Source organism: Halomonas terrestris, from assembly GCF_049166755.1.
Lineage (GTDB): Bacteria > Pseudomonadota > Gammaproteobacteria > Pseudomonadales > Halomonadaceae > Halomonas.
This window is the reverse complement of sequence record NZ_JBMHFZ010000003.1, coordinates 57,570-82,753: the sequence shown is the minus strand read 5'-3', so window position 1 is coordinate 82,753 and position 25,184 is coordinate 57,570. Positions and strand designations below refer to the sequence as shown.

The window sequence follows — 25,184 nt, the reverse complement described above, 5'->3', positions numbered from 1 at the left end:
GGGTCCAGGGTGAGACAGTTACTGGCGCATGCGGCGTGCTGCGGCGTCGAGGGCTTCCCGGGGGGATTGACGGCCGCTGCCGATGTTCTGCAGTGCCGGCTCCATGGCGGCCCAGAAGGCGCCCATCTCGGGAATGTTGGGCATCGGCATGCCGACCTCGGCGTTGGCGAGCGTCGCGGCAATGCGCTCATCGCTCTCCAGTTCTTCCTGGTAGGCGATGTGGGCCACCGCCCCCAGTGAGCCGTCGCCGTTGAAGGTGCGCAGGCCCTCCTCGCTGAGCAGGTAGTTCTCGAGAAACTCGATGGCCAGGAAGTCGTTGGGCGAGGCCGAGTTGATCATCGCCGTCATGACGCCGAACATCGGCCGGGCCCGGGCGTCGCCCACCCTGGGCAGCAGGGCCACGCCGAAGTCGATGCCGCTGCGCTCGAGGTTGCTCCAGGCCCAGGGGCCGCTGATCATGGTGGCGACCTCGCCGCGGTTGAAGCGGGTATCGGCGAGGTTGTAGTCGGTGCCACGGGGCAGCACGCCGCTCTCGATCAGCTCGACGAGCAGTTCGGCGCCCTGGATGGCCCCCGCGTTGTTGACCCCGATGTCGGCGACGTCGAAGCCCGCCTCGGTCTGGCGGAAGGGGTAGCCGCCGTTGGCGGCCAGCAGGGTCCAGCCGTAGTAGGGCTCGCTGTAGTCGAAGAGGATCGCCTTCCTGCCCTGCTCGGCCAGTTCGGCGTCCAGGGCCGCAAGCTCCTGGAAGCTCTCCGGGGCCTCGTCGACGAGCGCCTTGTTGTAGATCAGCCCCAGCGACTCCACCGAGATCGGGTAGCCGTAGGTCTCGCCGTTCCACAGGGCGGCGTCCCAGGTGAAGTCGAAGTAGCGTTCACGGAAGTCGTCGCTGGGCGAGATCGGGGCAAGCAGGCCGCTCTGGGCCCATTCGCCCATGCGGTCGTGGGCCCAGATCACGATATCCGGCCCCTGGCCGCTGCCGGCGGCCTGCTGGAAGCGGTCGGTGAGGTTGTCGGGCAAGACGATCTCGATGGCGATGCCGGTGTCGGCGGTGAACTGCGCTGCCACCTCGCGGATGCCATCGGGCCCCTTGTTGTCGCCCATCCAGATGGTCAGGCGGTCGTCGTCGAACCCCAGGGCAGGAAGCGAGAGGCCGGCGGCGAGGGTCGCGGCCAGCAGGGGAAAGGCAATGCCTTGGCGTGTGGTCATGTCGATAGCCCCATTGTTGTTGTGAAGCGTCATGATGAAAGGGCCTGCCTGCGCAGCGCGGCAGCGCCTTTCGTGAGCGCATCCAAGACTCGCCAATCCCCGTCGACGATGCCTCCTCCTCCCCCGGGGGACAGGAGGCGTAAGGCAAGGGCGTAGGCCATTGGGCCGGTCTTGCCGGAAGCGGCACAACTCCTGGAGCCTGTACTAGGCTGAAGCCAGCGGCGGAGGTATCGGCCATCCATGCAGGTCGGCATGCGGTACGCCCTGCGCTCGTGTGGACGATGACGATACCGACGGCCGCCCCCTTCTGGAGGCGAGCCAAGGCTCCGCTGACGACGGGCGGCGACCCGGGCGGAGCCGGGAGGGAACTGCTTGATACGCGCGGAGAACGTCACCAAGCTCTTCGGCCCCGACCCGGCATCGGCACTGCCGCTGCTGGAAGCGGGCAAGGGCAAGAGCGAGATCCAGGCCGAGACCGGCCATGTGCTGGGAGTGCACGATGTCAGCTTCGCCCTGGAGCCCGGCGAGGTGTTCGTCATCATGGGACTCTCGGGCAGCGGCAAGTCCACCCTGATTCGCTGCATCAACCGGCTGTTCGAGCCCACCGCCGGCCACATCTTCTTCCAGCACCCCGACGAAGGGGAAGTGGACATCACCCGGCTGTCGCCGGAGCGCCTGCGCCAGCTGCGCAAGTACCACATGAGCATGGTCTTCCAGCACTTCGCCCTCTTCCCCCACCGCTCGGTGCTCGCCAATGTCGCCTATGGCCTGGAGGTCCAGGGTCGGGCGCCGGCCGAACGCCACCGCCACGCCCGGGAGATGCTGGAGATGGTGGGGCTGGGCGACTGGGGACACGCCTACCCGGCCGAGCTCTCGGGGGGCATGCAGCAACGGGTCGGCCTGGCCCGGGCGCTGGCCACGGATGCCAGGGTCCTGCTGATGGACGAGCCCTTCTCGGCCCTGGACCCGCTGATCAAGGTGAACATGCAGCAGGAGCTGAAGAAGATCCAGGCGCAGCTGGGCCGCACCATCCTGTTCATCACCCACGACCTGGACGAGGCGATGCACATCGGCGACCACATCGCCATCATGGAGGAGGGCGCCGTGGTCCAGCTGGGGACGCCCGAGGAGATCCTGGTCAATCCGCGCACCGATTACGTCGCCCGCTTCGTGGAGCATGCCGACCCCACCGGGGTCATCACCGCCGGCACCATCGCCCTGCCCTTCGATCCGCAGGCCTTCCCGCGGCAGGCGGAAGCCGAAGGGGTGCGCTTCGTCGCCAGCCGCGACTGGCCCGCACTGCAGTACGGCCTGGACGACCAGGGTCGCCTGCGCCGGGCCCGGCTGGGCGACACGGAGCTGGAGATCCAGCCGCTGGAGACCGTGCTCGAATCCGAGGCCCGGGGAGCCCGTCGCGAAGACCTGCTGATGCAGTGCCCGCGGGAGACGGTATTGCGCGAGGTACTGCGCGGGCGCACCCGCTCCGCCCTGCCGGTCCTGGTGACCGAGGATGACGGCCGGGTCACGGGGCTGATCGACGAGCCGCAGCTGATCAGGGGCATCCTGGAGAAGCGCGGGCCGGCCACCGGAGGCGAACCGCGTCCCGCCCGGGAGGAGGTGTCATCATGACCGAGATCCTCGAGTTCCTGCGCCAGCTGATCATCGATCCCTTCGGGCTGCTCGACGCCCTGCCGGTGCGGCAGTGGATCACCGACGCGGTCAACTGGGTCGTCGGCAACTTCCGCGACTTCTTCCGCACCTATGTCAGCCCCCCCGTGCGGGGCGTCATGGGGCTCATCCAGACGACCCTGGAGGGCATCCCCCCCGGGGTGTTCCTGATCGGCATCTTCCTGATCGGCTGGCGGGCCGCCTCCTGGCGGGTGGGGCTGTTCAGCCTGGTCGCCTTCGCCCTGGTGGGCTTCATGGGCGTGTGGAATGCCCTGGTGGTGACCCTGTCGCTGGTGGCCACCGCCGTGCTGTTCTGCACGGTCATCGGGCTGCCGCTGGGCATCCTCTGTTCGCGCAGCGATCGCTTCGCCAACGCCATGCGCCCGATCCTCGACATCATGCAGACCACCCCGCCCTTCGTCTATCTGGTGCCGGCGGTGATGCTGTTCAGCATCGGCAACGTGCCGGGACTGATCGCCACCATCATCTTCGCCATGCCACCGATGATCCGCCTCACCAACCTGGGCATCCGCCAGGTGGGTCAGGAGTACATCGAGGCGGCGGTGGCCTTCGGCTCCACGCCACGCCAGATCCTGTGGAAGGTGCAGTTTCCCCTGGCCCTGCCGACCATCATGGCCGGGCTCAACCAGACCATCATGCTCGCTCTCTCGATGGTGGTGATCGCCGCCATCATCGGGGCCGGCGGCCTCGGCCTCGAGGTCTATGCCGGCCTGGAGCGGCTCAATATCGGCCAGGCCTTCGTCGGCGGCATCGGTATCGTGCTGCTGGCCATGGTCCTCGACCGCATCACCCAGGGGCTGGGCGAGAAGGGCCCCGGGAGCAGGCGAGACGGCGCCCCCTGACCGGGAAGGAGGTGACACGACAACACAGACGCTCGATGACACCGTGACAGGGCAGCGATTTCCCTGTCGTTCTCAACATGCCAGCAGCCTGCTGGATTTGACCGATCGTCGCGGGAGACATGGAGTTCGCAGTAGATCGGTGTCAAGTCCGACAGGCTGCCAGGGAGGCTGAAGCGATGAAATACCATGCCCGTACTTTGCGTCCGCTGAAGTGGGCCGTACTGGCCGCCGCCGCGGCCTGGGCCCTCACCGCCACCGAGAACACGGCCGCCGACCAGCCCGGCGAGGGCGTATCGGTACAGCCCGCCGTGGCGACCTGGACGTCGGCGGTACCCGTGAGCTGGGCGTTCGTCGAGCTGCTCACGGAACTCGGCTACGACGTCCAGACCCCCATCTCGCTCTCCAACCCGGTCGCCTACCTGGCGATCACCGAAGGCGACGCCGACTACTGGCCCAACGGCTGGTTCCCGCTGCACGACCCGCAGCTGCCGGACAACTTCCACGACGTCGCCACCCTCTTCGACCCCCTCTGCCCGGCCTGCGGCATCCAGGGCTACCTGGTGGACACCCCCTCCGTCGAGGCGTACGACATCAGCGGGATCGATGACTTCACCCGCGACGAGGTGAAGGCCGCCTTCGACGCCACCGGCGACGGCAAGGCCGACCTGTTCGGCTGCCCTCCGGGATGGGGCTGCCATGAGGGCATCAACGCCATGCTCGATACCTTCGAGCTGCGCGACCACATCAACCACGTCGATGCCGGCTATGCCGCCAACTTCGCCGAGGCCCTGTCGCGCATCCAGAGCGGCGAACCGGCGCTCTACTACACCTGGGGGCCCAGTGCCTGGCTGCTGTCGCTGGTGCCCGGCGAGGACGTGATGTGGATCAATGCCCCGGGCATCGTCGAGGACGAGGCCGAGCGGGCCGAAGGCGTCGAGGGGGCCGTCAGCGACCCCGTCGAGATGGGCTTCGTCGCCGCCGACATCCAGGTCGCGGCCAACAACGCCTTCCTCGAGGCCAACCCGGCCGCCGCCGAGCTGTTCCGTCAGGTGCGGTTGCCGCTGGAGTGGATCAGCGAGGTGGATGGCGCCATGGACGAACAGGACCTCACCGACGACCAGGTCCGGCCGCTGGTCGCAGAGTGGATCGCCGCCAACCGCGATACCGTGGACGAGTGGCTGGAAGCCGCCCGCGGTGCCGCCGAATGACGCCGGGTAACGGGCGCGCCGGGGACACCATGCCCCGGGCGCCCGGCATCAGGAACCGACGCGCAGCGTCGATGCCGCAGGCGCGATGCGCACGATGCCGCGCAGCAGCCGCCCGAGTATGTCGGAGCCCGTGAGGATTCGCTTCTCGTCGGCCCACAGCAGGATCACGTCCTCGTCGAGGACATCGTCCTCGCGGTGCGACGGCCGTACGCGGAAACGCCCGATCACCTCCCCCAGCGGCACGGCCGGATCCCTCACCACGATGGGGCGATGACAGTGGGCCAGCGGGCGAAACTCGTCGGCCTCGAACAGTGCCGCGCGCAGGAAGGCATTCACGTCGATCACCAGCCGCGGCTCCCCGGCCTCGTCCACCACCACCGCACGGCTCTTGCCACAGGCCTGCAGGCCGCGCAGGAAGGCGTCGTGCCGGGTCCTTTCCATGTCGGGAAACACCGGGCGTGCCCCGGCGAAGGGCAGGACGAAGACACTGCCGGGGTCCAGCGGCTCCCCCTCGCGACCGAGCGGCACGTCGTCCAGGGTCAGGAAGTTCATGGCTCCGCGTCCCTCGACCCGGTCGATCTCGGTCCCGGTGTCCTCCATGTGCAGCCGGATCAGCTGGTGCAGGTCGCGCTCCCTGAGGAAGGGAATCGCCTCGGGACCCAGCCAGCGGTCCAGTACCCAGGCGGTGGGGCGAGCCACCGGCCACAGCAGCCACTGGTAGACGTGCATCATCGGCGCCAGCAGCGACGCCATGCGCAAGGCGTGTCGCGAGAAGAAGGCCTGGGGCAGGATCTCGGCGCACAGGGTGATCACCACGGTGGAGAACAGGAAGGCCGCCACCGCGCCCATCGCCGACCCGGAGATCAGCGCCAGCAGCACGTTCACCGCCACATTGCCCCACAGGATGGTCACCAGCAGGAAGTTGGCATCCTGGCGCAATCGCTGCACCCGTCGGGCTCGCCGGTTGCCCTTGCGCGCCTCGAGTTCCAGTTCCAGCTTGTTGATCGAGAAGAAGGCCAGGTTCAACCCCGAGAAGACCGCCGACTGGCTGAGGCAGAGGAGGATCCCGATCCAGGTCAGCAGGGTCATGGCGGTGGCGCTCCTTCGCTTGGCGGTAGCCTCAGCGAAGCATATCCCGGGTGACCTGAACAGGTCAGCGCCGGCCCGCAGCGGTTTCCCGTTGTCCCGCCCGGGGGAACTCCGCCGCCCTTGATCCAGCTCAGGCCCTGCCGCCTTGATCCTGGGCTAGAGTGAAGGGGAGCTCCCGCGCACCAGCATGGCGCATGGCATCGCAGCGGTCGGGCACGACGATTCGGCGCGAGGTTCCCCATGGACAAGAAGCACCAGATCAACATCTACTACATCTTCGCCGCCATCGTCTTCTTCCTGCTGTTCCAGAGCCTCTTCCGAGACGTCCAGACCGTCGAGCCGATCCCCTACTCGGAGTTCACCCGGCTGCTCGAGGCGGGACAGATCGCCGAGGTCGAGGTCGGCCCGGACCGGATCACCGGCACCTTCACCTCGCCCCGGCCCGACGGCCAAACCGCCTTCTCCACGCAGCGCATCGAGCCGGCGCTGGCAGAGGAGCTGTCGCGTCACGGGGTCGTCTTCGACGGCAGCCGCGAGAATCCCTTCCTGACCACACTGCTCGCCTGGGTCCTGCCGCTGCTGCTGATCTTCGTCCTGTGGAGCTTCGTGATTCGCCGGCTCACCGGGAGTCAGGGGCTCGGCGGGATGACCACCCTGGGCAAGTCCAAGGCCCGGGTCTACGTGGAGACCTCCACCAGGGTCACCTTCGACGATGTCGCCGGGGTCGACGAGGCCAAGGAAGAACTCAAGGAGGTGGTCGACTTCCTGCGCGACCCCCAACGCTACGGTCGACTCGGCGCCCATGTGCCCAAGGGCATCCTGCTGGTGGGGCCCCCGGGCACCGGCAAGACCCTGCTCGCCCGGGCCGTGGCCGGCGAGGCGGGGGTGCCGTTCTTCTCGATCTCCGGCTCGGAGTTCGTCGAGATGTTCGTCGGGGTGGGCGCCGCGCGGGTCCGCGACCTGTTCGAGCAGGCCAGCAAGACCACGCCCTGCATCATCTTCATCGACGAACTGGATGCGCTGGGACGCGCCCGCGGCGCGGGTATCCCGGGCGGCGGTCACGACGAGAAGGAGCAGACCCTGAACCAGCTGCTGGCGGAACTCGACGGCTTCGACCCTTCCTCGGGCATCGTGCTGCTCGCCGCCACCAACCGGCCGGAGATCCTCGATCCGGCACTGCTGCGGGCGGGTCGCTTCGATCGCCAGGTACTGGTGGATCGCCCCGAGCGCCAGGGCCGCCTCGCCATTCTCAAGGTGCACATCCAGCGGATTCACCGCCTCGCGGCGGATGTCGACCTCGACCACCTGGCCTCGCTGACGCCGGGCTTCACCGGTGCCGACCTCGCCAACCTGGTCAACGAGGCCGCCCTGCTGGCCACCCGCCGGGATGGCGAGGAGGTCACCATGGCCGACTTCAGCAACGCCATCGAACGCATCGTCGCGGGCCTGGAGAAGAAGAGCCGTCTCCTGAATGCCCACGAGCGGGAAGTGGTGGCCCATCACGAGATGGGCCACGCCCTGGTCGCGGCATCGCTGCCGGGCATGGACCCGGTGCACAAGGTGTCGATCATTCCCCGCGGCGTGGGGGCGCTGGGCTATACCATCCAGCGCCCCACGGAAGACCGCTTCCTGCAGACGGCGAGCGACCTGGAGAACCGCATGGCCGTGCTGATGGGGGGACGCGCCGCGGAGCGCCTGGTGTTCGATGAGGTCTCCACCGGCGCCGCCGACGACCTGGCCAAGGTCACCGAGATCGCCCGCCGGATGGCGACCCGGTTCGGCATGGCCGACGATACCGGGCAGGTGGTCTACGAGGAGGAGCGCCAGGCCTTCCTGGGCGACAGCTACGGCATGAGCCAGCCCAGGGAGTACTCGGAGGAGACCGCACGGGAGATCGACCTCGCCGTGCGCCAGCTGGTCGACGCGGCCTATGTGCGGGCCATGGAGGTCCTCGCCGACCGCCGTGACGACCTGCTGGCCGGCGCCGCCCTGCTGCTCGAGCGCGAGACTCTGACGGCCGCCGAGTTCCCGCCGATGCTGCCCCAGCGCCCCCGGCAGGATACCCCGCCCCGGCAGCACCAGGCCGCCGGGGCCACGGCCGGCCCCGGCCCGGACGAAGCCGGAGCGGACGCCGACTGACCCGAGGCCGCCGGCCACACCACCACGGCGGTCATGCGGCAGGCCATGGGCAAGCCGGCGAAATCCTGCCATCATCGACGGGCGTCATCTCCCCCACCATCTCGTCGACCGGAGTCGCCATGGACTGGAACCCCGCCTACCTCTGGCTGGTCATCGCCCTGCTGCTGGGCCTGGCGGAACTGATGTCCGGCGGCCTGGTGCTGCTGGCCCTGGGCGTGGCCGCAACCCTCACCGCCGGCCTGGCCGCCATGGGCCTGACGCTGCCCTGGCAACTGCTGGGCATGGGCCTGCTCTCGGGGCTGCTGGTCCCGCTGGCGGTGATGGTGATCCGGCCCCGCTTCTCGCCCCGCGGGGTGGCCTACGGCACCACCGGCACCGGCGTGGAGAAGGGGCATCGCTACACCACCCTCAGGCGCGACTTCGACGGGGCCACCGGCATCAAGATCAATGGTGACTTCTACCGGCTGCGGGTGGTGGAGACCGGCGCCACCGAGCTGCCGGAAGGCAGCCAGGTGACATTCGAGCGATTCGACGGCACCACTGCCCTCGTCTCTCACCCCCGACCCGCTTCATCCGCAACACACACAACGACAAGCGCAACCTCAACACACAGGGAGCAGTGAACATGGATCTACCACTCAGCCCGGGCCTGATCCTCAGCCTGATCGTCGTCGTCATCGGCATCCTGGTCATCGTCAAGGGGCTGGTGATCGTGCGCCAGTCGGAAGTCATGGTCATCGAGCGCCTGGGGTCGTTCCACCGGCTCCTGGAGAGCGGGATCAACATCATCATCCCCTTCATCGAGCAGCCCCGCGCCATCACCATGATCCGCTACCGCAAGATGGGCGATGACTATCACGCCATCACCAGCGACGAGGTCCGCATCGACCGCCGCGAGACCGTCATGGACTTCCCCGGCCAGCCGGTGGTCACCACCGACAACGTCACGGTGACCATCAATGGCGCCCTCTACTACCAGATCATCGACCCACGGCGTGCCGTCTACGAGGTGGAGAACATGAGCCAGGCGGTGGAGGTGCTGGCCAAGACCACCCTGCGTTCGGTGGTCGGCAAGATGGAGCTCGACAAGCTCTTCGAATCCCGTGCCGAGGTCAACAACGAGATCCAGGCCGCCATGGAGGAGCCCGCTTCCAAGTGGGGCGTGAAGATCTCGCGGGTCGAGGTGCAGGACATCGCCATGCCCGAGGAAGTGGAGACCGCCATGCGCCTGCAGATGGCCGCCGAACGCAAGCGCCGCGCCACCGTGACCGAGGCCGAGGGCGAGAAGGCCGCGGCCATCGCCAAGGCCCAGGGCCAGCGCGAGTCGGCGATCCTCAACGCCCAGGGCGACAAGGAGTCGGCCATCCTGCGCGCCCAGGGCGAGCAGGAGTCGATCAAGCTGGTCCTCAATGCCATCGGCGACAGCGACACCCACAAGCAGACCGTGGTCGGCTACCTGCTCGGCCAGAGTTACATCAAGGCGCTGCCGACCATGGCCAAGGAGGGCGAGCGGGTCTTCGTGCCCTACGAGTCCAGCGCCCTGCTCGGCTCGATGGGCATGTTCCGCGAGTTGGCCGGCTCACCGGAAGACGCCGTGGCCAGCCACCTGAGGGCCGGCGGCAACCAGGGCGGCCTGCGCGGCGGCGTGGTCGGGGGAGCCGCCACGGGCGGCTGAATACCGGCGGCGCCGGTATCAGGCCGGCGCCGCGCCCAGGTGGCGAATCATGATGGTCACGGCCTCGCCCCGGTAGTCCAGCGCCTCGTGGTCCCGCCAGCCCAGCCGGCGGTAGAGCGCCTGCTGGTCAGGCGTGAACAGGTAGCAACTGGCGAGGCCGCTCGCGGCCACCTCGGCCTCGACCCGCCGGACGAGGCACGAGGCGATGCCCCGACCGCGCCACTCGGGCAGCACGAACACCGACGCCAGCCAGGGGGTGAGTCGACGCCGCACGCTCATGTCGTCGGCCACCAGGCTGGCCGTGCCCACCGGTGTCTGCCTCCCCCTCTCGTCATGGACCAGGGCCACGAACACCGACGGCACGCCGGCCGGACCGCACTCCTCACGCAGCCCCACCCGCCGCGAGGTCGGTGTCTCGCCGGGCGTCAGGTGCCCCCACTCGGCATGCTGCCAGGCGGCGATTCGGTCCAGGTGGGGGGAATCGGCGCTCAATCGCACGATATCCGGCTGATCCATCAGGGCACTCCCTCGCCAGTGGCGCTCAGGGTGAACATGCCGTTCCGGCCCGCCGCACGGCGGACCGGAACCATGACGGGATGGCACGGCCTCACCCCAGCTGGAAGGGGTATACCGCACCGATCGCGAGGATCCGGGTCAGCTCGTCCAGCGCCGTGAGGGTCTCCACGGCGAGCTGCGGATCGGCGAGATCCTGGGGTGCCAGGCGGTCGCGGTAGTGGCGCTCGACCCAGGCGGTGAGCTCCTCGTAGAGCGCCGCGTCGAGCAGTACCCGGCCGGAGAGCGCGGCGCGCTCGGCCTCGTCGAGCACCACCCGCAGGCGCAGGCAGGCCGGGCCGCCGCCGTTGCGCATGCTCTGCTTGACGTCCTTGACCACCACCTCGGCGATGGGGTTGTGGCCCGCCAGCAGATGATCCTGGAGAGTGCGCCAGACGGCCTCGCGCTCCTGGCATTCGCCGGGCACCACCAGGGTCATGGAGCCATCCGGATTGGAGAGCAGCTGCGAATTGAACAGGTAGGAGGCCACGGCGTCCTCGAGGCTCACCGCCTCGGCCGGCACCCGCACCGGAATCAGTGGCGTGGCGAGCTTGGCGCGCAGCTCCTCCAGGGTGCCCGCCTCGTCGAGGAAGGCCATCTCGTGGTAGAGCAGCACCGGGCCATTGCCCACCGCGATGACGTCGTTGTGGAAGACGCCGGCGTCGATGGCATCCGGGTGCTGCTGGGCGAATACCGTCTGCGACTCGGTGAGGCCGTGCTGGCGGGCCACCGCCTGGCTCGCCTCCAGGGTCTGTCGGGCCGGGTAGCGCCTGGGCGCCACGCCCTCGTCGAGCCCCCAGCCGAAGGCCTCGCGGCCATAGACGAACAGGTGTACCCCGGGCTCACCATGCTCGCCGGCCAGCCGGGTATGGTTGGCCGCCCCCTCGTCGGAGAACGCCGGGGTGGCCGGCAGCACCGGGTGGTGGGCGAAACGCGCCTCGTCGCGGAAGATCGCCGCCAGCACCCGAGCCGTGGTGGCGGGCTCCAGGAAGCGATGGAAGCTCGATTGCAGGTTGGCCGGGGTGAAGTGCACCCGGCCGTCCGGCGCATCGACGCTCGGCGTCACGGTGGCGGCATTGGCCGTCCACATGCTCGAGGCCGAACAGACGGCGCGCAGGATCTGCGGTGCTTCCCCGGCGGCCCGGGCCAGGACCTCGGCGTCGCTGCCGGTGAAGCCGAGCGAGCGCAGCGCCTGCAGGTCCGGGCGCTGCTGGGGCGGCAGCACCCCCTGGGCGTAGCCGGCGTCCAGCAGCGACTTCATCTTGGCCAGGCCCTGCAGGGCCGCCTCCTTCGGGTTGGCCACCAGCCCCTCGTGGGTCATGGAGGCCACGTTGCCCAGCGCCAGGCCCGAGTAGTTGTGGGTCGGACCCACCAGGCCATCGAAGTTGACCTCGCGGACGCTCATAGCACCACCCCCGGCGGCAACTGGTCAGGCAGGTGCAGGTCCTCGGTCTCCATGGAGGCGACCGGGTAGGCGCAGTAGTCGGCGGCATAGTAGGCACTCGGGCGATGGTTGCCGCTGTCGCCCACCCCGCCGAAGGGGGCGTCGCCGGAGGCCCCGGTGGTCTGGCGGTTCCAGTTGACGATGCCCGCACGGACGCGCAGCAGGAAGTCGTCCCAGTCGGCGCGCTCGCCGCCGATCAGGCCGGCGGAGAGGCCGTAGCGGGTGTCGTTGGCCAGGGCGATGGCCTCGTCCCAGTCACGGTAGCGATACACCTTGAGCAGCGGGCCGAAGTGCTCCTCGTCGGGCACCGGCAGGCCGGTGACGTCGATCAAGGCCGGGGAGAGCAGGCTGGTGCCCGCCTCCAGGCGCTCCATGCGTGACAGCACCACCCCGCCCAGGGCTTCCAGGTCGTCCTGGGCCTCGAGCAGGCCATCCGCCGCCCGGCCGCTCACCAGGCCGCCATAGAAGGGAGCCGGCTCCGCGAACTGGCCGGCGACCCGCAGTCGCGAGATGGCGTCGCTCAGCGCATCGAGCAGGTGGTCACCGACCTGTCCCTCGGGCACGATCAGGCGCCGCGCGCAGGTGCAGCGCTGGCCGCCGGAGAGGAAGGCCGACTGCAGGATGGTCAGCACCGCGGCGTCCTGGTCGGGCACGTCCCTGATCACCAGGGGGTTGTTGCCGCCCATCTCCAGCGCCAGGATCTTGTCGAACTGGCCGGCGAACTGGCGATGCAGGATGCCCCCCACCCGGGCGCTGCCGGTGAACAGCAGGCCGTCGATGCCGGGATGGGCGGAGAGCGCCTGGCCGGTTTCGGCGGCCCCCTGGACCAGGTTGATGACGCCGGGGGGCAGCCCCGCCTCCTGCCAGCACTGCAGGGTGAGGTCGGCGGTCAGCGGGGTCTGCTCGCTGGGCTTGAACACCACGCTGTTGCCGGCCAGCAGCGCCGGCACCATATGGCCGTTGGGCAGGTGCCCGGGGAAGTTGTAGGGGCCGAACACCGCCATCACGCCGTGGGGGCGATGGCGCAGTACCGCCGTGGCCTCGCCCAGGTCGCGACGGCGCTCACCGGTTCGCTCCTGGTAGGCGCGGATCGAGATCGCCACCTTGCCGATCATCGCCCCCACCTCGGTACGTGCCTCCCACAACGGCTTGCCGGTTTCGGAGGCGATCGCCGTGGCCAGGTCCTCGCGATGGCTCTCCAGCACCTCGCGGAAGCGCTCCACCAGTGCCTGGCGCTCGGCGAACGAGGTGCGGGCCCAGGCCGGGAAGGCCCGGCGCGCCGCGGTCACCGCCGCCTCGACCTGCCCCTCGCTGGCGCCCGCCCCCTGCCAGAGGCGCTGGTCGGACACCGGGTCGTGCTTGGCGAAGTGTTCGCCGCTTCCCTCCTGCCAGTGGCCGTCGATCAGCAGTTGCCGTCTCGCCTTCATCACGCCTCCTCCTCGGTATCCAGTATGCGCAGGGTATCGCCCGCGGCGACCTCGAGCCGTCGCGCTTCCTCCTCGCTCAGGGTCACCACGTCATGCTCGTCCGGGCCGCGTCCCACCCAGGCAGCCCGGAAACCGGCCATGCCGGTGGTGGCCGCCAGCCAGCGGGGACGGGCATCGGTGGGCGTGGCGCCGGCCTTCACCTCCACCCGGCAGCGGCGCGACAGGCGCACGCCGCGCACATCGTCGATATAGGCCTCCACCGTGGGGCCGCCGTCGAAGATGTCGATGTAGCCCTCCCAGCGCAGCCCCTGCTTCTTCAGCATCGCCAGCGCCGGGCGGGTCTGTTCGTGGACCTGGCCGATGCAGGCCCGTGCCTCGTCCGAGAGGAAGGGGGTGTAGATGGGGAACTTGGGCATGAGCTCGCCGATGAAGCTCTTCTGCCCCAGCCCCGTGAGCTTGTCCGCCTCGTCGAAGTCCAGCGGGAAGAAGTGGCTGCCCAGGCAGTGCCAGAAGGGGCTCCTGCCCTGTTCGTCGAAGACGCCGCGCATCTCCGCCAGCACCTTGTCGGGAAAGCGGTCGCGGAACTCGGCCATGAACAGCCAGCGCATCATCGACAGCATGGCCCCGTTGCGCCGGTGACGGTGTTCGGCGCCGCGGTACTCGGGGCGCAGGAACAGCGAGGCCACCTCGGCATCGCCGGTATGGTCGGAGCTCAGGAACAGCGTATCGATGGTGCGGTGCAGGTCGAGCTGCACCGAGGAGTGGGCCAGGGTCCCCAGACGGTAGTGGTAGAAGGGCACCTCGCGCCCCACCTGCCCCTCGATGGCGCAGCAACCGGCCAGCTTGCCCCGGGCCTCGTCCTCCAGGACGAAGAAGTAGTTGCGCCGGTCCTCCGGGGTGCGCTCCTCGAAGGCACTCACCGCGGAGGCGATCTTGGCGGCCAGGAAGTCGCGGTTGTCGGGCAGCGAGGTGAAGCCCACCCCGGTCTCCCGGGCCAGGAGCTGCAGGTCGTCCAGGTCACCCTCGGCGATGGGTCGAATGCGCATCACAGTTCTCCCTCGTCGTAGCCCGGGTCATGTTCCTCCGCCCCCGGCAGGGCGAGCGGCGCGGCGAGCACGGCGCGCCCCTCCTCCACCCCCAGCAGCTCGGCATGCTCGGGGGAGAGCATCAGCTGGCCGGTGGGCGACAGGGCATAGCGCGCCACCACGCAGCGGAAGTCCGCCAGGCGCTGGTTGGCGACCATCGCCGGCTCGGCATCGGGCAGGGCGTGGTCGGGGCGGATGCGCACCGGATGCCAGGCGGCCCGCCGGAAGCTGGCGAGGCGTTCGCGTTCGCCCTTGATCACCGGGCCGGCATCGAAGATGTCGACGTGGCGCGAACGCAGGAAGCCCTCGGCCAGCATCTCCGCCATGGCCGCCTCGTGATCCGGGTGTTCGCGGCCGATCGCGGCCCGGGCCTGGGGCGTGAGCAGCGCCAGGTAGAGCGGGAACTGCGGCATCACCTCGGCGATGAAGCTCTTGGAGCGCACCCCGGCCAGGTAGTTGATCTCCTGGTAGTCGCGCACGAAGAAGTGGCGCCCCACGCTGTTCCAGAACGGCGACTCGCCGCTGTCATCGAGATACCCGGGAAAGGCCATGGCCAGGATCTCGGCGAAGCGCTCCGGGTACTGGGCGATGAACATCAGCCGCGCCCTGCGCAGCAGGCTCTCGGCACTGGTGCCCTTGTAATGCGGATCCAGCGACAGCGCGCACAGCAGGCTCGCCTCGGAGACCTCGTGGGAGAGCGCCAGGGTCTGCACCTCGCGACGCACGTCGAGCTGCTGCGAGGCGTGGATCAGCGTCTCCTGGCGATAGGTGTAGTAGGCCTCGCGGGCCCCGGCCTGGGCGCGCACCGTGGCGGTGCCCACGACCTCGTCGCGCTCCAGGTCCTCGAGCACGAAGGTGTAGTGCTCGTCGCCGGGAAAATCGACCTCCTGGGCGAAGGCCTGGCGAGAGCGGGCGATGCGCTCCTCGAGCCGGTCGCGGTGCGCCGGCAGGTTGGTCAACCTCGGGGTGGCGGTCCCGGCCAGCCGCTCCAGGGCCGGCAGGTCCGCCGGGCGGACGGGACGTACGACCAGCATGGCGGGACCTCCGGGCAGGGATTCGTCGTCTTCCATGGCGGGGCCGGGGCTCACTTCGCCGCCACCAGCCGCGCCACGGCCCGCTCGAGGCGCGCCATGCCCTCGGCGATGTCGGCCTCGGGAATCACCAGCGATGGCGCCAGGCGCAGCACATTGGGGCCGGCGATCAGCGCCATCAGCCCCTCCTCGAGGGCCAGCGGCAGGATGTCCTTGGCCCGGCCTTCGTGGTCGGGCGCCATCTCGGCCCCGATCAGCAGCCCCATCCCGCGGATCTCGCGAAACACCCCGTGCTGGCGGTTGATCGCCTCCAGGTGCTCGCGGAAGAGGTCGTGACGCCGCTGCACGCCCTCGAGCACCTCGGGGGTGTCGATGAACTCGATGGCGGCCAATGCCACCGCCGAGGCGAGCGGGTTGCCGCCGTAGGTGGAGCCGTGGGTGCCCAGGGTGAAGACCTCGGCAACGGCATCGGTGGTCAGCATGGCCCCCACCGGGAAACCGCCCCCCAGCGACTTGGCGCTGGTCAGGATGTCCGGCGTCACGCCGTACTGCTGGTAGGCATAGAGCGAACCGGTACGACCGGCACCGGTCTGCACCTCGTCGAAGACCAGCAGGGCATCGTGGGCATCGCACAGGTCGCGCAGCCCCTGGAGGAACTCGGGGGTGGCGGGAATGATGCCCCCCTCGCCCTGCATCGGCTCGACCATCACCGCACAGGTGTCGTCGTCGATCAGGTCGCGCACGCTGTCGAGGTTGTTGTACTCCCCATGGACGATGCCGCCGGGCACCGGGCCGAAACCGGCGGAGTACTTGGGCTGGCCACCGACGCTGACGGTGAAGAAGGTGCGGCCATGGAAGGACTGGGCGAAGGAGACGATGCGGTTCTTGTGCTCGCCATGCCGGTCGTGGGCCCAGCGACGGGCCAGCTTCAGTGCCGCCTCGTTGGCCTCGCCACCGGAGGAGCAGAGGTAGACCTTGTCGGCGAAGGTACGCTCGACCAGGCGGCGCGCCAGCTCGAGTGCCGGCTCGTTGGTGTAGACGTTGGAGAGGTGCCAGAGGGTGTTGGCCTGGTCGGTCAGGGCCTCGACCAGCACCGGATGACAGTGGCCGAGCGAGTTGACGGCGATGCCGCCGGCGAAGTCGATGTATTCGCGCCCCTCCTGGTCCCACAGGCGGCTCCCCTCGCCGCGCACCGGTATCGCCTTCTGGGGGGCATAGTTGGGCACCATGTAGCGGTCGAAGTCGGCGCGGGTCGGGGTCTGGCTCATGTCGGTCTCCATTCCATACGGCGGGGATCACTGGATGAGACTCGAGTATAGGGAGCCGCGCCGGGGGAAGCTTTCAGCAATGGGACCCCAACTTGTGAAAAAGCCGCCGTGCCCCACGATCCCCCGTCATCCCGGATGTCGGGTAGTCTGAAGGCCCAAGTCGTCCGCACGGAGCCGCACCATGTTCAACACCACCGGATGGAATCGCCTGCGCTACAGCCTCTATGCCCCGATCTACGACGCCGTCGCCGACCGCGCCTTCCGCCGGCCTCGCCGAGCGGCCCTGGGCCAGGTGCACTGGCGGCCCGGCATGCGCGTGCTGCTGGTGGGTGCCGGCACCGGCCTCGACCTGCCCTGCCTGCCCAGGGACGTGGAACTCCACGCCACCGATCTGTCGCCGGCGATGGTGCGGCGTCTCAAGCGTCGCGCCGAGGCCCTGGGCATGGACGTCCAGGCCGAGGAGATGGATGCCGAGCGTCTCGACTTCCCGGATGACCATTTCGACGTGGTGGTGATGCACCTGATCCTGGCGGTCATGCCCGATCCGGCTCGGGGGCTCGCCGAGGCGCAACGGGTCCTGAAGGCCGACGGCCAGCTCTGCGTGATGGACAAGTTCCAGCCCGACGACCGCCCCGCCGGCCTGGCCCGCCGCGGGCTCAATGCCATCGCCTCGGCCGTCGCCACCGACATCACCCGCCAGGCCCGCCCGCTGCTCGAGCAGTCGGGTTTCGTCATCGAACAGGACACCCCGGTGATGATGGGTTCGCTGTTCCGCGCCCTGCTGGCCCGCCCGGCCTGATCAGGCAGCCTCGTGGCGGGGTGGCAGGATGGTGCACCAGACCCCGACGATGACCACCAGGCTGCCGATCACCTGGACCGGCAGGATGGTCTCGCCCAGCAGCCACCAGGCGCCGAGCATGGTGAATACCGGCAGCAGGTTGAGGTAGACCGAGGCCCGGGTGGGCCCGATGTCGGCCAGGGCGCTGTTGTAGAGCAGCAGCGCGACCACCGAGGGAAAGACGCCCAGGTAGGCCAGGCCGGCCAGTTCCTGCACGGTGAGCCGCGGGATCACCTGCCAGGCGCCTTCCAGCAGGGCGATGGGCGCCAGCGCCAGGTTGGCGATGACCAGCATGGCCAGCAGGCCGCCATAACGCGGGAAGCGTGCCATGTGCTCCTTGACCAGCAGCGAGTACCCCACCCAGACAAGCACCGCCAGCAGCATGATCAGGTCGCCGGGGTTGACCCCGCCGGGCATGGTCACCGCCCCGCTGCCGGCGCTGATGACCGCGACGGCGCCGCCGAGGGAGAGCACCACGCCGCCCCACTGCAGCGCGCGGAAACGCTCGCCGAGCAGCAGCACGCTCAGCAGCAGGGTCGCCACCGGGATCAGGCTCTCGAGGATGGCGACATTGGTCGCCGAGGTGAACTTCAGGGCGGCGTAGATCAGCGCATTGAAGAAGGCCACGCCGGAGAGTGCCAGCCCCAGCAGGGGGCGCCAGTGACGCCGGAACACCGGCCACCCCCGCCGGGCCTGGTACCAGCCCAGCGGCAGCATCACCAGCAGGGCGATGAAGACCCGCCCCAGGGAGATGGTGAAGGGTGGCAACCCGGCCAGCGCCTTGCCGACCAGGATGTTGCCGGCGAAGATCGCCACCACCAGCAGCAGGAAGAGATGGGGCCTCAGGGCATGCATGGGGGCTCCATGGGCGATGGCGTCAACCCAGCCGCTCCTCGCGCGGCGTCAGGCCGAAGTGGTTGCGGTAGGCGGTGGAGAAGTGGGCCGCCGAGGAGAAGCCGGTCTGCAGGGCGATCTCGCCGGCCGGGCGGTCGGACTCGCGCAGCAGCTTGCGCGCCTGCTGCAGCCGCAGCCCGAGGTAGTAGCGGCTGGGCACCGCCTGCAGGTACTTCTTGAACAGCCGCTCGAGCTGGCGTCGCGAGATGCCCAGGTGCGCGGCGAGCTCGTGGGTGGTGAGCGGCTCCTCGATATTGGCCTCCATCAGGGTCACTGCCTCGATCAGGCTGCGGGGGGCGTGGCCCAGCCGCGAACGCAGCGAGACCTGCTGGGGCTCGTCGCCCATGCGCACCCGCTCCAGCACGAAGTGCTCCGACACCCGCTCGGCCAGCTCGCTGCCCTGCTGGCTGCCGATCAGGGTCATCATCATGTCCATGGCCGCGGTGCCCCCGCCGCAGGTGAGGCGGTCGCGGTCGATCTCGAACAGCTGCTGGGAGAGCCTCACCCTGGGGTGGGCCCGCGCGAAGGCATCGAAGCGCTGCCAGGGCAGCGTGGCGCGGTAGCCATCGAGCACCCCGGCGCGGGCCAGGACCTCGGTGCCGCCGCCGATGCCACCCAGCACCACCCCCCGGGCCGCCAGCCGCTTCAGCCACACCAGGAGGGTGTCGGGCACACCGGAGTCGAGTGGCCCGGAAGCGCAGACCAGCAGCATGTCGAGGCCGGCGAAGGCCTCGCCGGCCTGCTCGTGGGGCAGCAGCGCCTGCCGTGAACCGCTGGTCACCGGGCGGGCATCGAGGCCGAAGGTGGTGAGCCGATAGAGGGTCCGGCCGGCGAGCTGGTTGGCGACGGCCAGCGGCTCGGTGGCACAGGCCTGGGCGAGCAGGGAGAAGCCGGGCAGGACCACGACGCCGACATGCCGCGTCAGGGTCGGCGTGCGGGAAGGGGGAGCGGAGTCGGACATGCGAAGCGAAGCCTTGGCCGGGCAAAGGCTTATCTTACCCAAGGCCGGGGCGTACGACAGCCCTGCCTCGCACTAGCAGGTGAGAGAGCGCTGCCGGGCCGGCCGGCCCGGCAGCGTGGCGTCATTCGACGCCGCCACTGAAGATCAGCATCGCCGCGATCAGCAGGCCAAGGAGGACGACGACGATGGGCAGCACGCGCTGCAGGCCCTGCGGGCCCTGCTTCGCCTCGGGCTGCTCTTCGTCCGGCTCGGGGTTGTCATAGTCCTCCGGGGTGCGCTGTCCCATCACGTGCACGCGTTCTTCCTCCGGGGTCTTGCTTTCCCTGGTATCCATACGAACCTCCCGCTCATCCGGTCGATGGGTGGCAAGGCACGGAACCGACGCGGCGCCGGGTCAGGGTGCCCGCCTACAGGCTTACGACATCGAATTCCGCCACCGGGTCCACCTCGGCGTCATAATCCACGTCGCTGCGCTCGAACCCGAACAGCTTGAGGAACTCGTGCTTGTAACCAGCATAGTCGGTGATCTCGAAAAGGTTCTCGGTGGTCACCTTCGGCCACAGCGCCTTGCAGGCCTGCTGGACGTCATCGCGCAGCTCCCAGTCGTCCAGGCGCAGGCGGCCGGCCTCGTCGGTGGCCATCTCGCCGCGCTGCCCTTCAGGAGAGTAGAGGCGCTCGCCGAACAGGCGGTTGAGCTGGTCGATGGTGCCCTCGTGAAGCCCCTGCTCCTTCATCACCTTGTAGACCATGGCGATGTAGAGCGGCATCACCGGGATGGCCGCGCTGGCCTGGGTCACCACCGACTTGAGCACCGCCACGTTGGCGCCGCCGCCGGTGGCCGAGAGGCGCTTGTCGATCTCGCCGGCGGCACGGTCCAGGTCCTCCTTGGCCTTGCCCAGGGCGCCATGCCAGTAGATCGGCCAGGTGATCTCGGTGCCGATGTAGCTGAAGGCCACGCTGCGCGCGCCCTCGGCCAGCACGCCGGCACGGTCCAGCGCGTCGATCCACAGCTCCCAGTCCTCGCCGCCCATCACTGCCTTGGTGTCCTCGATCTCCTGCTCGGTGGCGGGCTCCACCTCGGCCTCGATGATGGCGTCCTTGTTGGTGTCGATGGCGGTGGCGCGGTAGGTCTCGCCGATGGGCTTGAGGCTGGAACGCTTGAGCTCCCCGCTGTCGGGCAGCTTGCGCACCGGCGAGGCCAGCGAATAGACCACCAGGTCGACCTGACCGAGGTCTTCCTTGATCAGCTCGATCGCCTTGTCGCGGGCCTCGTGGGAGAAGGCGTCGCCGTTGATCGACTTGCTGTAGAGCCCCTCGGCCTTGGCGAACCTGTCGAAGGCGGCACTGTTGTACCAGCCGGCAGTGCCGGGCTTCTTCTCGGTGCCCGGCTTCTCGAAGAAGATGCCCAGGGTGTCGGCACCGTAGCCGAAGGCGGCGGTGATGCGTGCCGCCAGGCCGTAGCCGCTGGAGGCGCCGATCACCAGCACCTTCTTCGGCCCGGCACTCTTGTCCAGGCCACGGGCACGGGTCGCCTCGATCTGCTCGAGCACGTTCTTCTCGCAGCCGACGGGATGGGTGGTGGTACAGATGAAACCGCGAACCTTGGGTTTGATGATCACGACAGACCTCGCTGATGGGTGTCGGGCATGGCGGCCGGCCACGCCCGTTGATTCGGATTGCCAGTGGGCACATTCTAGCGACCGCGTTTCATCCTGTCCGCCCTTGAGCCGCGCCGCCCGCTGGGGCAGGATGCTCCTCCCGGGCACGACCTCATGCTGGAGGCACGATATGGATGCACAGACCCTGGTCGACGAACGCGGTGAGCTGTGGATGGCACTGGCGCCGCTGTGGCTCGAGCGGGAGCCCGGCGAGCGCGACTACGCCCACATGATCGCGGTCATCGAGCGCCACGAGCTGTCGCTGCGCGAGCTGGAGTGGATCTTCCGCCTGGAACTGTCACCGGTGCTGGCCCGACACCAGATGTCGGTGGTCGGCGAGTGGCGCTCGTTCGACGACCACAAGCTGATGAAGCAGCTGGTGGCCCATAACCTGCGGCTCAAGGGGTGGCGGCGCAAGAGCTGGGCGCTGTTCTCGGGACTCACCACCATGATGACCCGCCACCGCTGGAACGAGCTGATGATGCGGCTCATGGTCGAACGCGGCGAGATGCCCTCCTGACCGGGGCGGATGGGCCTCCCGGTCGAGCGCGGCGAGGCGCTCGGGGTCAGGTCTCTTCCAGGGCCCGCTCCAGCGCCAGGCGCAGCTCCGCCTCGCCGTCGCGGGGAGAGAACCGCCGAATGACCCGGCCATCGCGGCCCACCAGGAACTTGGTGAAGTTCCACTTGATCATGCTGGTGCCCAGCACCCCCGGTGCCTGGCGCTTGAGCTCCACGAACATCGGGTGGGCATCCGCCCCGTTGACCTTGACCTTCTCCATCAGCGGAAAGCTGACCCGGTACTCCCGTTCGCTGAAGGCACAGAATTCCAGCGCCGACTCCGGCGACTGGTGGCCGAACTGGTTGCAGGGAAAGGCCAGCACGGTGAACCCCTGGTCGCGATAGCGGCGGTAGAGTCGCTCGAGTTCACGCAGCTGAGGCGTGAAGCCGCAGCGGCTGGCCACGTTGACGATCAACAGCACCTGGCCACGCAGGGCACCCAGGTTGAAGGGCTCGCCGCGATAGTTGCGGCATTGGTGGTCATGAATGGACATGGTCGGACTTTCCATCTGTCATGCCCCACGATGCCACGGCCAGGCGGCGCAGGCCAGCCCCCGGGGGCTCAGGCCGACGCCCCGCCGCGGGGGCGGCGCAGCCGCCGACGCACCTCGGCCACCCGCTGTGCCAGCCGATGCTGCCGCTCGCGACGCTCCGCACTCCCCAGCGGGGCGTAGGCCAGCCGCTCGACATGGCGGGCACTCTCTTCCAGCGCCGGCCCGGCAGCCCCGGCGCGCGGGGCGATGCGCCGCAGGTGTGCGGCCGGGGACTCGCCGGGCAGCGGCCCCAGGCCATGCCGCACCAGCCGGGCCTGCAGCGCCAGCACCAGGGCCCGTTCGTCACGGCCACGGCGGTGATGCCGCCAGCCCAGCCCGGCCAGCACCGCGGCCCCCGCCAGCCCCCCCAGGGCGGCCAGCAGGGCCAGCCCCGTCGCCAGGGCACCACGCCCCGGCAACACCTCGACCAGCCAGGCCCAGAGGGCCCCCAGGCGTTCGGCAATGCGCTCCATCAGCGCGACCCGCGACTCACGCTGGTAGCCGATCACGCCACGCTGCCAGCGGTACTCCAGGCGCTCCCACTCCAGCCGCAGCGCGTTGACCCAGCCCAGCTCGCGCATCCGCAACGCCGAGAAGCGCGCATCGGCCAGGAACACCTCGCCACCATCGCGCACCGCCTCGGGGCCCTGCTCGATGCGCTCCGGGGCAATCACGGCGGTGGGGTCCAGGCGCTGCCAGCGCCCGTCCAGCCACACCTCGACCCAGGCATGGGCATCGTAGTCACGGACCGTGAAGTGGCCATCCGGATGTCGTTCGCCACCCAGGAAGCCCGCCACCACCCGGGCGGGAATCCCCGCCGCCCTGGCCAGCACCGCCATCGCCGAGGCGTAGTGGGTGCAGTAGCCGGCCCGGCTCTCGAACAGGAACTCGTCGACCCGGTCGACGGAGGTCAGCCGCGGCGGGGAGAGCGTATAGCGGAAGGGCGTCTCGCCGAAGCGCGCCATCGCGGCAGCGAGGAAGGCACGGGCGTCTCCCCCGCTCTCGCGCCACAGGCGATCGGCCAGCTCCCGGGTCCGGGGGTTGGCCTCTGCCGGCAGCATCGCCTGCCAGGCCGGCCCGGCCGGATCGGGGTTCGTGGGCGCCGCGCCGCTGCTCGACAGGCGCAGCAGGCTGCGGGAACTCAGCGCCGCCAGGCCCTCCAGGGTGCCGTCGGCGAGAAAGCGCTGGCGGCTGTCGGTGGTCAGCGGGGCCCCCAGCGAGGGCCGCCAGGGCCGGCTGTCGGGCTCGAGCAGCAGCTCGACGGTGAAGCCGGCCGGCGCGTCGCCCTCCCAGGGGGTACGCCTCGCCTCCTGCACGAAGTGGTCGAGGGGTCGATTCAGCGCCGAGGCGAGCTCGGGCGGCCTGGCACGGGACCAGCGGATGCCGTCGAAGTGCGAGAGGGTATAGACCCGCCAGTAGCGTTCGCCGGGGGAGGGGTCGCGGCCCTCGAAGCGCGCCCGGAAGGCCCGGGCGTCGCTGCGCGACAGCTGGGCGATGTCGCCGGGGGCGATCTCGTCGGTGAGGCCGGTGGAGGCACGCTCCATCTGGGGCAGGCTCCACAGTGGCCCGAGCCGCGGGAAGGTGACGAACAGCAGCGCCATCAGCGGCGCCGACAGCCCCAGCAGCCAGAGCGTCTCCCGCCATGCCTGGCGGGCCCCGCTGGCCCCGGAGAGCCGCACCAGCGATTGCAGCAGCCAGGCCAGCGCCAGCAGGGCGGCAACGGCCATGAGGATGCCCTGGTCGTGCAGGAAGGCCACGCTGGTGGCCACCATGCCGATCATCACCACCACCCGGGCATCCCGGCGGTCATGGGTCTCGAGCAGCTTGAGCAGGTAGACCCCGAGCAGCAGGCCGACCAGGCCGTCCATGCCGTGCAGGGTGCCGAACTCCAGCCACAGGACCACCAGCAGTCCCGCCACTGCCGTCAACCGCAGGACCAGGCTGGCCCTCGGCAGCCGCCGCCGCAGCTGCAGGTAGCGGTAGCCCGCCACCGCCGCGGCGAGCCCCACCAGCCAGGCCGGCATCCAGGGCAGGTGCAGGGCGAGCACCAGGCACTGGCCGATGAACAGCTGGCGCAGCATGGCTGCGCTCAGGGCGCGACCGTCGGCCAGCACCGCCGGGCCCGATCCGAGGGAAGGTCGACGCATCACGCCCCCGCCGCCGGATCGACGCGCGCCAGTGCCTCGAGCACCCGATGCCGCTGGCGGGCCCCCTCGCCCTGGGGCAGGGTCAGGCCGGGCAGGCGCAGGCCATAGCGATCGCCGGCCTGATGGTGGGCCAGCGCCCGGGCGCAGAGCACCGACAGGCGCCGTTCCGGGTCGCCACGGCAGGCGCCGTAGTCGAGCCAGAGCTGCTGGCGCGGCGGCACGCTGAAGACCTTGGTGGCGAGCACGCCGGTGCGGCTCCACTGCTTCCAGGCCAGCCGCGCGGGACTATCGCCGGGCTCGGCGCGGCGCAGTCCGGCGAAGTCGCTGGCTTCCAGGCCGGCACCGGTGCGCCGGTGCATCGGCGCCTCCTCGTCCAGCGGCCGGGGATAGACCAGCAGCTGGCCACCCGACTCGAGCCAGGCCACCACCCGCACCAGCCCCAGCGGCCAGCGACTCTCGATGCGCAGGGGCGGAAGCCGCTGCACCCCGCGGCGCGGCGCCGGCAGTACCAGCGTCGTCTCGCCGCTCCCGCCGGGCAGGTCGGCCCAGGCCGTGGCCCCGCCGCCATGCAGGGCCAGGGCACTGCGCGTCCGGCCGCCCTCCAGGCTCACCCCGAGTCGCGCCCCGTCGCCGGCGAAGACTTCCCGGGGCAGGCGCAGGGAGACGCGTACCCCGATCAGGTTGCGCCAGGTCCGCAGCAGCACCACCACACCGACGGCGAACAGCCAGAACGCCAGCGCATAGGCCAGGCTGTTCTGGTAATTGATGCCGAACAGCACCAGGACCACCACCAGCGCCGCCCAGCCGAGGCCGAAGCGGGTCGGCAGCAGGAACAGGCGGCTCTGCGGCAGCGGCGACTCGAGCGGTGCCGTCAGGCGCCCGAGCCAGCGCTGTCGCAGGCGCTCCCGCCAGTGCAAGGCGGCCTCGGCAGGCATGGCGA

The 25,184-nt window shown here is 69.8% G+C and carries 23 protein-coding genes; 8 read left to right on the top strand and 15 right to left on the bottom strand.

The genetic code is table 11. The features are described 5' to 3' along the window. Positions 1-18: 18 nt before the first annotated feature. Positions 19-1,206, bottom strand: a complete 1,188-nt coding sequence (gene malE, locus ACOMD9_RS04515; RefSeq protein WP_421412371.1) for a maltose/maltodextrin ABC transporter substrate-binding protein MalE — start codon at positions 1,204-1,206, stop codon at positions 19-21. Positions 1,207-1,578: 372 nt separating this feature from the next. Here malE and ACOMD9_RS04510 point away from each other — a divergent pair, with 372 nt between their 5' ends. The 3 genes from ACOMD9_RS04510 (at position 1,579) to proX (ending at position 4,945) form a co-directional block, all read left to right on the top strand. Continuing rightward, positions 1,579-2,835, top strand: a complete 1,257-nt coding sequence (locus ACOMD9_RS04510) for a quaternary amine ABC transporter ATP-binding protein (RefSeq protein ID WP_421412370.1) — start codon at positions 1,579-1,581, stop codon at positions 2,833-2,835. Further along, a complete protein-coding gene (locus tag ACOMD9_RS04505; RefSeq protein ID WP_421412369.1) occupies positions 2,832-3,737 on the top strand; it encodes an ABC transporter permease in 906 nt (301 codons plus the stop codon). The genes ACOMD9_RS04510 and ACOMD9_RS04505 overlap by 4 nt, the downstream gene beginning before the upstream one ends. A 176-nt stretch (positions 3,738-3,913) precedes the next feature. Next, on the top strand, positions 3,914-4,945 hold the full coding sequence (gene proX / locus ACOMD9_RS04500) for a glycine betaine/L-proline ABC transporter substrate-binding protein ProX (RefSeq protein WP_421412368.1): 1,032 nt from the start codon (positions 3,914-3,916) through the stop codon (positions 4,943-4,945). Between the two features lie 48 nt (positions 4,946-4,993). Here the strand turns inward: proX and ACOMD9_RS04495 are convergent, their stop codons facing one another. Then, complete coding sequence (locus ACOMD9_RS04495; RefSeq protein WP_421412367.1) at positions 4,994-6,034, bottom strand: DUF21 domain-containing protein; 1,041 nt, start codon at positions 6,032-6,034, stop codon at positions 4,994-4,996. Between the two features lie 240 nt (positions 6,035-6,274). Between ACOMD9_RS04495 and ftsH the strand changes: the two genes are divergently transcribed. From ftsH to ACOMD9_RS04480, 3 genes are all read left to right on the top strand, one after another. Further along, entirely contained in the window at positions 6,275-8,173 is a 1,899-nt protein-coding gene (gene ftsH, locus ACOMD9_RS04490; protein WP_421412366.1) for an ATP-dependent zinc metalloprotease FtsH, read from the top strand. 119 nt (positions 8,174-8,292) lie between these two features. Continuing rightward, positions 8,293-8,796 (top strand): NfeD family protein, encoded by a 504-nt coding sequence (locus ACOMD9_RS04485; protein WP_421412365.1) that lies wholly within the window; start codon positions 8,293-8,295, stop codon positions 8,794-8,796. 2 nt (positions 8,797-8,798) lie between these two features. Further along, positions 8,799-9,848, top strand: a complete 1,050-nt coding sequence (locus ACOMD9_RS04480) for an SPFH domain-containing protein (RefSeq protein ID WP_421412364.1) — start codon at positions 8,799-8,801, stop codon at positions 9,846-9,848. An 18-nt stretch (positions 9,849-9,866) separates the two neighbouring features. Here ACOMD9_RS04480 and ACOMD9_RS04475 read toward each other — a convergent pair whose 3' ends face one another. The 6 genes from ACOMD9_RS04475 to ACOMD9_RS04450 all read right to left on the bottom strand — a co-directional run bounded on the left by ACOMD9_RS04475 (position 9,867) and on the right by ACOMD9_RS04450 (position 16,655). Next, positions 9,867-10,364 (bottom strand): GNAT family N-acetyltransferase, encoded by a 498-nt coding sequence (locus ACOMD9_RS04475; protein ID WP_421412363.1) that lies wholly within the window; start codon positions 10,362-10,364, stop codon positions 9,867-9,869. Positions 10,365-10,455: 91 nt separating this feature from the next. Then, a complete protein-coding gene (gene astB, locus ACOMD9_RS04470) occupies positions 10,456-11,805 on the bottom strand; it encodes an N-succinylarginine dihydrolase (RefSeq protein ID WP_421412362.1) in 1,350 nt (449 codons plus the stop codon). Next, a complete protein-coding gene (gene astD / locus ACOMD9_RS04465) occupies positions 11,802-13,271 on the bottom strand; it encodes a succinylglutamate-semialdehyde dehydrogenase (protein WP_421412660.1) in 1,470 nt (489 codons plus the stop codon). Before astD ends, astB begins: the two co-directional genes overlap by 4 nt. Then, the gene (gene astA / locus ACOMD9_RS04460; RefSeq protein WP_421412361.1) at positions 13,271-14,317 is read right to left on the bottom strand and encodes an arginine N-succinyltransferase; all 1,047 of its coding nucleotides are present in this window, start codon (positions 14,315-14,317) and stop codon (positions 13,271-13,273) included. The genes astD and astA overlap by 1 nt, the downstream gene beginning before the upstream one ends. Beyond that, entirely contained in the window at positions 14,317-15,390 is a 1,074-nt protein-coding gene (locus ACOMD9_RS04455; RefSeq protein ID WP_421412360.1) for an arginine N-succinyltransferase, read from the bottom strand. The genes astA and ACOMD9_RS04455 overlap by 1 nt, the downstream gene beginning before the upstream one ends. A gap of 50 nt (positions 15,391-15,440) precedes the next feature. Continuing rightward, on the bottom strand, positions 15,441-16,655 hold the full coding sequence (locus ACOMD9_RS04450) for an aspartate aminotransferase family protein (RefSeq protein WP_421412359.1): 1,215 nt from the start codon (positions 16,653-16,655) through the stop codon (positions 15,441-15,443). Positions 16,656-16,836: 181 nt separating this feature from the next. Here ACOMD9_RS04450 and ACOMD9_RS04445 point away from each other — a divergent pair, with 181 nt between their 5' ends. Then, a complete protein-coding gene (locus tag ACOMD9_RS04445; RefSeq protein ID WP_421412358.1) occupies positions 16,837-17,454 on the top strand; it encodes a class I SAM-dependent methyltransferase in 618 nt (205 codons plus the stop codon). Here the strand turns inward: ACOMD9_RS04445 and ACOMD9_RS04440 are convergent, their stop codons facing one another. The 4 genes from ACOMD9_RS04440 to fabV form a co-directional block, all read right to left on the bottom strand. Next, positions 17,455-18,348 carry a DMT family transporter gene (locus tag ACOMD9_RS04440; protein WP_421412357.1) on the bottom strand — a complete coding sequence of 298 codons (894 nt, stop codon included), beginning with the start codon at positions 18,346-18,348 and terminating at the stop codon, positions 17,455-17,457. It abuts the gene before it with no gap. Between the two features lie 22 nt (positions 18,349-18,370). Then, a complete protein-coding gene (locus tag ACOMD9_RS04435; protein WP_421412356.1) occupies positions 18,371-19,348 on the bottom strand; it encodes a GlxA family transcriptional regulator in 978 nt (325 codons plus the stop codon). Between the two features lie 121 nt (positions 19,349-19,469). After that, positions 19,470-19,682: a hypothetical protein gene (locus ACOMD9_RS04430; RefSeq protein WP_421412355.1), complete on the bottom strand. Its 213-nt coding sequence runs from the start codon at positions 19,680-19,682 to the stop codon at positions 19,470-19,472. Positions 19,683-19,755: 73 nt separating this feature from the next. Next, a complete protein-coding gene (gene fabV, locus ACOMD9_RS04425; protein ID WP_421412354.1) occupies positions 19,756-20,967 on the bottom strand; it encodes an enoyl-ACP reductase FabV in 1,212 nt (403 codons plus the stop codon). A gap of 169 nt (positions 20,968-21,136) precedes the next feature. Here fabV and ACOMD9_RS04420 point away from each other — a divergent pair, with 169 nt between their 5' ends. After that, positions 21,137-21,526: a DUF7079 family protein gene (locus tag ACOMD9_RS04420; RefSeq protein ID WP_421412353.1), complete on the top strand. Its 390-nt coding sequence runs from the start codon at positions 21,137-21,139 to the stop codon at positions 21,524-21,526. A gap of 46 nt (positions 21,527-21,572) precedes the next feature. Here ACOMD9_RS04420 and ACOMD9_RS04415 read toward each other — a convergent pair whose 3' ends face one another. From ACOMD9_RS04415 to ACOMD9_RS04405, 3 genes are all read right to left on the bottom strand, one after another. Next, entirely contained in the window at positions 21,573-22,058 is a 486-nt protein-coding gene (locus tag ACOMD9_RS04415) for a glutathione peroxidase (protein WP_421412352.1), read from the bottom strand. 68 nt (positions 22,059-22,126) lie between these two features. Further along, positions 22,127-24,244 (bottom strand): transglutaminase TgpA family protein, encoded by a 2,118-nt coding sequence (locus ACOMD9_RS04410; RefSeq protein ID WP_421412351.1) that lies wholly within the window; start codon positions 24,242-24,244, stop codon positions 22,127-22,129. After that, positions 24,244-25,179, bottom strand: coding sequence for a DUF58 domain-containing protein (locus ACOMD9_RS04405; RefSeq protein WP_421412350.1), 936 nt, complete (start codon positions 25,177-25,179; stop codon positions 24,244-24,246). The genes ACOMD9_RS04410 and ACOMD9_RS04405 overlap by 1 nt, the downstream gene beginning before the upstream one ends. Positions 25,180-25,184 lie beyond the last annotated feature (5 nt).

Excerpts from the sequence above, each read along its gene's own strand:
- ACOMD9_RS04450 (WP_421412359.1), bottom strand. The coding sequence starts at position 16,655 with ATGAGCCAGACCCCGACCCGCGCCGACTTCGACCGCTACATGGTGCCC.
- ACOMD9_RS04455 (WP_421412360.1), bottom strand. The coding sequence starts at position 15,390 with ATGCTGGTCGTACGTCCCGTCCGCCCGGCGGACCTGCCGGCCCTGGAG.
- ACOMD9_RS04420 (WP_421412353.1), top strand. The coding sequence starts at position 21,137 with ATGGATGCACAGACCCTGGTCGACGAACGCGGTGAGCTGTGGATGGCA.
- ACOMD9_RS04475 (WP_421412363.1), bottom strand. The coding sequence starts at position 10,364 with ATGGATCAGCCGGATATCGTGCGATTGAGCGCCGATTCCCCCCACCTG.
- ACOMD9_RS04415 (WP_421412352.1), bottom strand. The coding sequence starts at position 22,058 with ATGTCCATTCATGACCACCAATGCCGCAACTATCGCGGCGAGCCCTTC.
- ACOMD9_RS04430 (WP_421412355.1), bottom strand. The coding sequence starts at position 19,682 with ATGGATACCAGGGAAAGCAAGACCCCGGAGGAAGAACGCGTGCACGTG.
- ACOMD9_RS04485 (WP_421412365.1), top strand. The coding sequence starts at position 8,293 with ATGGACTGGAACCCCGCCTACCTCTGGCTGGTCATCGCCCTGCTGCTG.
- ACOMD9_RS04445 (WP_421412358.1), top strand. The coding sequence starts at position 16,837 with ATGTTCAACACCACCGGATGGAATCGCCTGCGCTACAGCCTCTATGCC.
- astB (WP_421412362.1), bottom strand. The coding sequence starts at position 11,805 with ATGAGCGTCCGCGAGGTCAACTTCGATGGCCTGGTGGGTCCGACCCAC.
- malE (WP_421412371.1), bottom strand. The coding sequence starts at position 1,206 with ATGACCACACGCCAAGGCATTGCCTTTCCCCTGCTGGCCGCGACCCTC.
- ACOMD9_RS04440 (WP_421412357.1), bottom strand. The coding sequence starts at position 18,348 with ATGCATGCCCTGAGGCCCCATCTCTTCCTGCTGCTGGTGGTGGCGATC.
- ACOMD9_RS04405 (WP_421412350.1), bottom strand. The coding sequence starts at position 25,179 with ATGCCTGCCGAGGCCGCCTTGCACTGGCGGGAGCGCCTGCGACAGCGC.
- proX (WP_421412368.1), top strand. The coding sequence starts at position 3,914 with ATGAAATACCATGCCCGTACTTTGCGTCCGCTGAAGTGGGCCGTACTG.
- ACOMD9_RS04495 (WP_421412367.1), bottom strand. The coding sequence starts at position 6,034 with ATGACCCTGCTGACCTGGATCGGGATCCTCCTCTGCCTCAGCCAGTCG.
- ACOMD9_RS04410 (WP_421412351.1), bottom strand. The coding sequence starts at position 24,244 with ATGCGTCGACCTTCCCTCGGATCGGGCCCGGCGGTGCTGGCCGACGGT.
- ftsH (WP_421412366.1), top strand. The coding sequence starts at position 6,275 with ATGGACAAGAAGCACCAGATCAACATCTACTACATCTTCGCCGCCATC.
- astA (WP_421412361.1), bottom strand. The coding sequence starts at position 14,317 with ATGCGCATTCGACCCATCGCCGAGGGTGACCTGGACGACCTGCAGCTC.
- ACOMD9_RS04435 (WP_421412356.1), bottom strand. The coding sequence starts at position 19,348 with ATGTCCGACTCCGCTCCCCCTTCCCGCACGCCGACCCTGACGCGGCAT.
- ACOMD9_RS04480 (WP_421412364.1), top strand. The coding sequence starts at position 8,799 with ATGGATCTACCACTCAGCCCGGGCCTGATCCTCAGCCTGATCGTCGTC.
- ACOMD9_RS04505 (WP_421412369.1), top strand. The coding sequence starts at position 2,832 with ATGACCGAGATCCTCGAGTTCCTGCGCCAGCTGATCATCGATCCCTTC.
- astD (WP_421412660.1), bottom strand. The coding sequence starts at position 13,271 with ATGAAGGCGAGACGGCAACTGCTGATCGACGGCCACTGGCAGGAGGGA.